This is a genomic window from Mesorhizobium sp. M7A.F.Ca.CA.001.08.2.1, assembly GCF_003998455.1.
Classification (GTDB): Bacteria; Pseudomonadota; Alphaproteobacteria; order Rhizobiales; family Rhizobiaceae; genus Mesorhizobium; species Mesorhizobium ciceri.
In genome coordinates this window covers 1-8,983 of sequence record NZ_RZPW01000194.1, presented here as the reverse complement: position 1 = coordinate 8,983, position 8,983 = coordinate 1, and the positions used below count along the sequence as shown (strand labels likewise).

General features: G+C 62.4%; 1 protein-coding gene. It reads left to right on the top strand.

Features of this window, described 5'->3' with window-relative positions; genetic code table 11:
• Positions 1 to 8,983: putative Ig domain-containing protein (locus EN914_RS13890; RefSeq protein WP_206527200.1), on the top strand; the 8,983-nt coding region annotated here is incomplete at both ends.

Sequence of the window (8,983 nt, the reverse complement as noted above, 5' to 3'; positions counted from 1 at the left end):
CCGCCTATTGGATCGATTCCGTTTTCTTCTCGCGAGACCCGGTCTGGAATCCTGATATTCAAATTTCATCCGCAGCCATTACGCCGCAGCGGACCCAGTTGCTTGCCACGTCCGTTCATAGCAATCAGGGCGGCTTGCGGGCAGGAGAAAGCTACAATGCCAGTGCCGAGGTCGTTCTTCCGCCCGGCATCGACGGCCCATTCTACGTCTTCGTTCTGACGGACGTGGTTCCAACGGGCAAAGCTCCCAAGGAGGAGTTTGACGAGGCAAAGGGAGGTGACGACCAAATACGCGAGTACTACCTCGAGTCCGTGTTCGAGGGCGCAAACAATACAAACAACATTTCAAGACAGGATATCTCGGTCACATACCGCGAGCCAGACCTTCAGGTTAGTAGCTTAGCGGTTCCTGCCACCGCCATCTCAGGGGACCGGGTCACCGTTTCGTGGCACGTGCTCAATGCAGGGACCCGCGAAACGCGCCAGGATGCGTGGGTGGATCGTGTCTTCCTCTCGCGAGACGGCTCACTCGACACCGGTGATTATGAGCTCGGAAGCTTCCAGCACAATGGGAAGCTTGCCATCGGGGCGGCCTACACGGCTTTGCTGGACGTCGACCTTCCCGAGTTCATTGACGGCGATTTCCATATCATCGTCGAAACCGATGCCCGATCCCAACGGGCGACAACATCACTCGCCCCCAGCACGATTGCGGCGGATCTGCCGGGCCTGCAGATCGCAAGTGATGTTGTCCCCGAGTTCCAGGGCGAAGGTAACAACGCGACTGGAAAACCTCTTCCCATTACCCTGCGTATCCCTCCGGACCTCAAGGTCTCATCGGTCAGCGCTCCCCAACATGTGACAGCGGGTCAGCCGTTCGATTTCAGCTTCACTGTCCTCAATGCCGGGAGCGGCGACGTTCGTGCCTCGCAAGATAGCTGGACGGATCTCGTCTATCTCTCCCGTGACCAACATCTCGATCTCGAAAGTGACCGCTTCGTCGGCGCCTACCAACATACAGGCGGGCTCGCCGCGGGCCAGAGCTACACAGTGGCGAAGTCAATCAGAGCGCCGGTGGGGCTTGAAGGATCTTACTACCTTTTCGTCGTGACCGATCCACTCAGCGCAACAGGCCGCAGCTCGGTTTTCGAAGCGAACCTCGAGACGAACAACGCAAAATCCAGCGACCAGCCTCTCATCTTCGAATTGCCGCCGCCGTCCGACCTCGTCGTCGACAACAATGTCGTAACCCCATCGGTAGCGACGGTCGGCGACACGCTCCAGATCAGCTGGACCGTCAGGAACCAGGGCGCCAATCCGGCGGAGGGGACCTGGACTGACGGCGTCTATCTTTCCGAGGACGCAATCTGGGACATCAACGACCGTCTGCTCAAGCTCGTACCTTTTACGGGCTCGCTCCTTACAAACGACACCTATACTGTGAGCATCCCTGCGGACCTGCCGCCTGCCAAGGCCGGCCAGTACCGCCTGATAGTCCGGTCAGACATCTACAACGAGGTCTACGAAGGCCCGTTCAATGCTGAGAGCGAGAAGAACAACGCTGCTCCATCGGTCAATACGCTGAGTGTCAGCGTTGACGAGATGCACCTCGGCGTGCCGTTGCAGACGACCCTTAGCACGGGACAGGTGCGCGTCTATCGGATAACCGTGTCGCAGGGCGAGACCCTAAAGGTTCGCTTGACGGGTTCGGATTCGAACGCATCCAACGAATTGTTCCTTCGCTATGGTGACGTGCCCACTGGTTTCCTGTTCGACGCGATTTACCAGGATCCACTGCAGGCAACTCAGACAGCAGTAATTCCGGCAACAAAAGCAGGAGAATACTACGTTCTGATCCGAGGCCATCAGGAACCGTCCGAAGACACAGCTGTGACGCTCCTGGCCGAAGTTGCACCCTTTGCGATCAGCCGAGTCGAAGTCGATCGAGGCGGAGACAGCCGCTGGGTGACGTTCGACGTCTTCGGTGCGAAGTTCGCCACGAACGCCATTGTGAAACTCGTGCGTCCCGGCATCGCGGAATATGAGCCGGTGCGCTACGAAGTGCTGGATTCCACGCACATCAAGGCGACCTTCGATTTCACCGACGCGCCCCACGGGCTGTACGACGTGAAGGTAATCAACCCCGATGGAACAGCGGCTATCGAGCCGTACCGGTATCTGATCGAGCGGGCGCTGGAACCGGATGTCACGATCGGACTTGGCGGCCCCCGTGTCCTGCTGGCTGGAGATACCGGCACCTACGGGATCGCCTTCCAGTCACTCACGAATGTCGACACACCGTATGTGCATTTCTCGTACGGCATCCCCGAGCTGCAGACGAATTCGGTCATCTACAATCTTCCCTATGTGACATTCCAGACGAACCTGCGCGGCGGCACCCAGCCGCAGAGCGGCGAGGACGTGCCTTGGGCAAGTCTCGAATCGGAAGCCAACACCAGCGGCACGATTCTCGCGCCCGGTTACCTCTACGACATGCCGGCCGGTGCCTTCACCGGGCTGAGTTTCAACGTTTCGACCTATCCAGGCCTTCGCGAGATGCATGATCGCGCCTGGGAGGAATTCAAGCAGCGCGTGTACGCGGAGATACCGGCCCTGGCTGGCACGCTGGACGCAGGCCCGACGGCTCTCGACCAGATCTATCCCGGTCTGTACGACCTCTACCGGCAACTCGGCGCAATTCCCGACGAGTGTCGCGAGCCTTTCATCCCGTTCCGGTTCAACGTCGTGGCCGCCGCGACGCCGATGACGCGCGACGAGTTCGTCGCCGAACAGAAGGCCGAAGCAGCGAACCTCAGGACGAGGGTGCTGGCCGATCCAACCGCGAATGCGGTACTCATCAATCTCGCCGCGGACGCCAAGACCTGGGAGGCCAGCTACCTTGGGGCGCTGGAACTTGCTGGCATCTTGCGGCCAGTCGACGAGGCTCCGCCGATTAATCAGGATCCGGTTGTCCAGAGCGTGCTGTCGGTGCTGACGACAGGGGTGCTGTACGGCGCAGCCGGCGAGGAGGTCCGCAGCGACGGCAATCTGGTCTCCTTCTTTGAACAAATCCACAAGTGGTACGGTGATCAGCCAGGCACGCTGGCGCCGATCGACCATGTGGAAATTCGCCAGAACGACTGCTATTATCTCGAAGTCCCCGTACCGGCGCTCTCGAAGTATTCGGACTTCGATCTGGGGCTTTCGCAGCGGACGTATTTCGAGAATTTCAACGTCTTCGTACCGTGGATCAGGTTCGAACAACGGGGAGCCGGCGGCAGCACGGTGGCGCTGCCGGAATTCGGCTCGCTGGCTGGGTCGAGCGAACTGTCGCCGCTTGATTTCTCGCGCTACTACCAACGGGCGGCGGCCGTCGGCGAGTTGGCGTCGATCACCGGCCCGCAAGGCGTCGGCAACGAGCAGTTCCTTCCGGCGGGAGCAGCGCTTCCGTATTCAGTCCGGTTCGAGAACCCGCAAAACGCTTCGGCGCGTCCCGGTGAGATACGCATCGTTACCAAGCTCGACTCGGACCTCGACCCCTATTCTTTCCGCCTGGGCGATCTGAAGATCGGGGATATCAACGTCCATATTCCGGAAGGCCGCTCGCTGTTCCAGGGTGACTTCGACTTCACGCGGTCCAAGGGTTTCATTCTGCGCGTCTCCGCCGGCATCGACATCAGCGCGGCAACGGCGACTTGGCTGCTGCAGGCGATCGATCCTGAGACCGGGGAAGTAATCCAGGATACATCCCGGGGACTGCTGCCGGCAAACAACGCGCAAGGGGCAGGGCAGGGCACGGTCAGCTATACAATTCGTCCGAAGGATGACGTGCCGACCGGCACCGCCATCACAGCCCAGGCGCGGGTGCTCTTCAATACGATGGCCCCGCAGGAGACGATCAAGCTTACCCAGACGCTGGATGCCGCGGCCCCGAAGTCGACGCTGACCGCGAAGCTCATACAAGGTGCCAATTACGAAGTGCGCTGGACCGCAACGGACGACGCTGGCGGATCAGGCGTCAAGCATGTCACCGTCTACGTTGCAAAAGACGGGGGCGACTTCCAGATCTGGCAGCGCCAGACGACGGAGACCGTCGGAATCTTCCACGGTGAAACCGGTCACAGCTATGAGTTCCTGGCGCTCGCGACGGACAATGCGGGTAACACCGAGGAACCGCCCCTGGGCATTCTGGCGCCGGACGACGGATCCGGACCCGACCTCGGCAACCTGCCGAACGTCGGAGGCACAAGCCAAGATCTCGGCGAGGCTCCGGCGCCATCGCCGACGCCGTCCACAAATCCACTCTTCCTGCAGGCACAGCAGGCCATTCCCGCGCCGACGCCGCTGGCTGACCTGCCGGAATTCGGCACGACAATCCGTCCCTTTGGCGCGCAGGTGTTCGCCTCGGCAATCCCGCAAAGCCATGCCGGGATAGGTGCCCTCGCCATCGTGGTGGCGGCAGACGGCAGCGTATACACAAGCGGCGGTGCAAACCGCGGCTCGCTCTACAAATTCGATCACAACGGCGGCGATGCCGGGCAGCCGCTGGCTACTCTGGACGAGCCAATATTCGACCTTGCCTTCGACGCCCAGGGGCAGCTGTGGGCCACCACCGGTGGCGGTGCGCTTCTCCTCCTGGACGCGGCAACAGGTCAGGTCCAGGCTCGCTTTGGCGACAGCATCACGCAGGCACTGGCAGTCGATCCGGCCACCGGCAAGATCTACGTGTCGTCAGGGCGCGGCATCGAGATCTTCGACCCGGTGAAGCATACCTTCACGGCCTTCAGTTCGGTTCGCGTCGACGACCTCGCATTTGCGCCGGACGGCAAGCTCTGGGGCACCACCTGGCCCGAACGGGGCGATGTCGTGACCTTTGACCCGAAGGGGCGCGCCACAAAAGTCCTGTCTTTTGACAGCGAGGTTGATTCCATTGCCTTCGGCAAGGCTGGCACGAAGCTCGAAGGTCTCCTTTTCATCTCGAACAATCTCGCCGACGGCCAGTCTCGCGGCTCGCAGTTGATCGCCGTCGACCTCGCTACGCTCCAACATGTTCCGATCGCCCTGAACGGAACGTGGGGCGAAACGCTTGCGACGACCGCGGATGGCCGTCTCCTGATTGCGCAGTCGCATCAGATCGATGTCGTCAGTCCGATCGTGGCGCCGAAAGTGGCGTTCGTGAATCCGCCGGACGGATCCGCAGTGCCGCTCCCCTTCGCGGAGATGACCGTATCGTTTGACCAGGACATGTTGGCGGGCTACGGCCTCGACGCCGGTTCGGTCCTGTACCTCGCAAACTACACGCTTGTGAAAAGCACCGGCGAGCCTGTTGCGCTCAAGGGTGCGACCTATGACGTGGGAACCCGCACTGTTCGCCTCTCCTTCGATCCGCTCGAATTCGGCGACTACACGCTCACGGTGGGCGAGCATCTGAAGAGCATTCAGGATGCCGAATTGGGATCCGCCTTCACAAGCGACTTCACCGCCATCACCGACCTTTCGGCGCTCGTGACCATCGAGTTCAGCGCCGTGCGCTCCAGCCGAGCCGACGGCACGGTTTCCTATGACGTGAAGGTCACCAACATCAGCGACGCCGACATTCTGGCGCCGCTCACGCTGGTTCTGGACCCCGCGCAGTATTTCCTGGGTCAGCCTGCCGGCGCGACGTTCGAAGGGGGCGGACTCTGGTACATCAATCTGGGCGAGGCTCTCGCTGACGGCCGGCTTGCACCCGGACAGTCCACGACCGTGCAGACCGTCACGATCGGAAACTCCGCCCTGCAGCATCTTTCCATCGGTCATGGCGTTTTCGCCGTTCCTGCCGCGAATCGGGCGCCCGTCATCGATTCCGCACCCGTCACCACTGCGATCGCAGGACAGGCCTATTCCTATCAACTTGCCGCGCGTGACCCGGATGGAAACCCGTTCACCTATCTCCTGCTCGACGGCGTCGAAGGGATGGGCCTGTCCAACACAGGCCTACTGACCTGGTCGCCGACGGTCGACAGCCCGGCTCAGGTCAGCGTCGTGCTGCGCGCCTACGACAACCGCGGCAGCTACGCGACACAGGCCTACGCCATCCAGGTTGATGGCGGGAACCAGGCGCCCGTCGTCCAGGAGCTGCCCGAAGAACTCAGGGTTCGCGAGGGAGAGAACTTTGCCGTTGGGTTGGCGGCCTTCGATCCCGACGGCGACTATCTCCAGTATTTCGCCGACCAGCTTCCGGCAGGTGCGTCGCTGAACGCCCAAACCGGACTGCTGCAGTGGACACCGGGCTGGGGCCAGGCCGGCACATATGAAGGCGTGGTTCTTGGCGTGACCGACGGCGTCAACACCGTCGCGCGGACGTTGACGCTACTGGTGGTGCCGACCAACCAGGCGCCAAGCCTTGCGCCGGTCGCGGACCGCGTCGTTCGCGAGGGCGATCCCATCCGAATTCGCCTGCGCGCCAGCGACGCGGAGGGCGATGCGCTCACCTTCTTCAGCGCACTGCTTCCGGGCGGCGCCTTCCTCGATCCAAACACAGGCGCCTTCGAATGGACGCCGTCCTTCACCCAGGCAGGCACCTATGTGATCCCGTTCCTCGTCAGCGACGGGATTAACACCACCGAGATCAGCACGACCTTCAGGGTGGCGAATGCCAACGGCGCGCCGGTATTCGACGAGCTCGGCCCGTTCCGTCTGCTGGAGAACCAGCCGCTCTTCTTCCGCGCCTTCGCGTTCGATCCGGACAATCCTGGTTTCGTGCCGCAGGATCGCAAGGCGGACGCCAGCCTGACGCCGCTTGATGGCACGGCACCCACCGTGTCCTATGCCGTCGAGAACCTGCCGCAAGGTGCAAGCTTCGATGCTGTCACCGGCATCTTCGGCTGGACACCGGGCTATACGCAGGCCGGACACTACACCGTTCGCTTCACGGCGACTGACACGGGAGATGGGCTCACGCCCGCCGTAACGGTGCGCGATGTCGTCATCGATATCGTCAACGCTAACCGCGCGCCGGTGGTGCCGACACCCGTGAACCAGAGCGTCAACCGCGGCGAGGTCCTCGAGATTCCGGTGGAGGTGTCCGATCCGGACGGTGACCCGCTGACATGGTCGGTCTATCTGAGCCGGCAGCCGACGGCCGGCGGGCCAGCCGTCGACACGACGCCGATCGAGCTGACCGCCCTAGGTGGCCTCGCGACCTTCGTGAAGACGGAAGCCAACAAGGGCATCATCCGCTTCGCGCCTGGCGACCATGACCGCGGCAACTATCTCATCACCGTCCGCGCCACTGACGATGGTGGAGCTGAAGGCAAGGCCGATATCCGCACGACGGCGGTGAGCTTCACCACCACCGTGGTGGCGCCGAACGAGCGACCGCTGTTCGACATCGTCGGCGACAAGGTCGCGGTCGCCGGACAGCCGCTGAGCTTCATCCTGCGCGCACGCGATCCAGACCAGACCGGCTTGATCTTCTCCGGCCAGAACATGCCGGCCGGCATGACCATCACGCCGCTCGCGACCTACGGCACCGCCCGCGTCGACTGGACGCCCGCCGCGGCCGACATTGGTGAGCGGACGATCACGTTCCTCGTCACGGATGACGGAAACGCCGGTGCTTATGCCGCGCTGTCCGACAGCCAATTGATCCACCTCGTGGTGCGCGCCAGCAATGCCGCGCCTGTCCTCCTGCCCATCGGCGACCGCACCCTGAAGGAAGGTGAGGTTTTCGCCCTTTCGCTCCACGCGATCGATCCTGACAACGACGCGATAACCTTCTCGGTCACCAATCTCCCGACGGGGGCTTCCTTCAACGCGAAAACCGGACTGCTGTCCTGGACGCCCAACTACTTCGCAGCCGGCGACTATGCCGGAATCACGTTCTCTGCTTCGGACGGCAACAAGGCGAGCTCCGAGACGATCACGCTCAAGGTGCAGAACGTGAACCGGGCACCCGAGCTCGTGGCGATGTTCCCGCAGGCAGGCCGGGAAGGCGCTGAGATGGCCTTCACGGTGCTCTCGGGAGACGTCGATCAGGATCCCAGTGTCTATTCCGTGCTATCGCCCCTGCCACAGGGCGCGCGCTTCGACCGCAAGACCGGCAAGTTCACCTGGACGCCCGGCTACAGCCAGGCGGGTGACTACACGATCCGTTTTGGAGCCACCGATCCGTCGGGCGCGCTCTCGACGCTCGATGTCCAGGTCGCCATTACGGACACGAACCGCACGCCGGTCCTGAAGTCCTCCGACCATCAGGTGGTGCTCGGCACCGAGTTGGTATTCCGGCTTGCAGGGACAGACCTGGATTACCAGAACGTCTTGACCTATGGCGCCACCGGTCTGCCCGAAGGCGCCACTCTCAACGAGACGACAGGCGAGATCCGCTGGACGCCGGGTGCCGGCCAAGCCGGCGACTATCTGGTGCTCGCCACGTTATCTGACGAGCAGGAGAGCGTGCTCGAACCGGTCGTGCTCCGCGCCACCACCGCACCAGAACTCCCGCGTATCGTCATTGAGCAGACGCCGAGTTTCCCGGTCGTGCCCGGTCAGGAAATACTGGTCCACGTCATCTCGACGGGCTTTGCCGACATCACCAAGCTGGAAGTGCGCTACAACGGCGTCCTGCTCGCGCTCGACAGCCAGGGGCGCGCCCGCATCACGGCCGGGCTGCCGGGCCTGAGCGAAATCGTGGCGACCGCAACCGACGCAGACGGGCTCGTCGGCACGCGCTCAGCGATCCTCAAAGTGCGTGACCCGACCGACATACTGGCCCCGCAGGTTTCCTTCGCGGCGGGCCTCCTGGGAAGTCGCTTCGATACGAAAGCCGATTTACTTGGCTCCGTAATCGACACGAATCTGGATCGCTGGCAACTTGAGATCGCGCATTTCGAATCTGGCGAGTGGTCGACCCTGGCTAGCGGGGCCGGTGCGATCACGAATGGCGCACTTGCGCAACTCGATCCTGCTCTGTTTGCGAACGGCGTCTACAGCCTGCGTCTCAC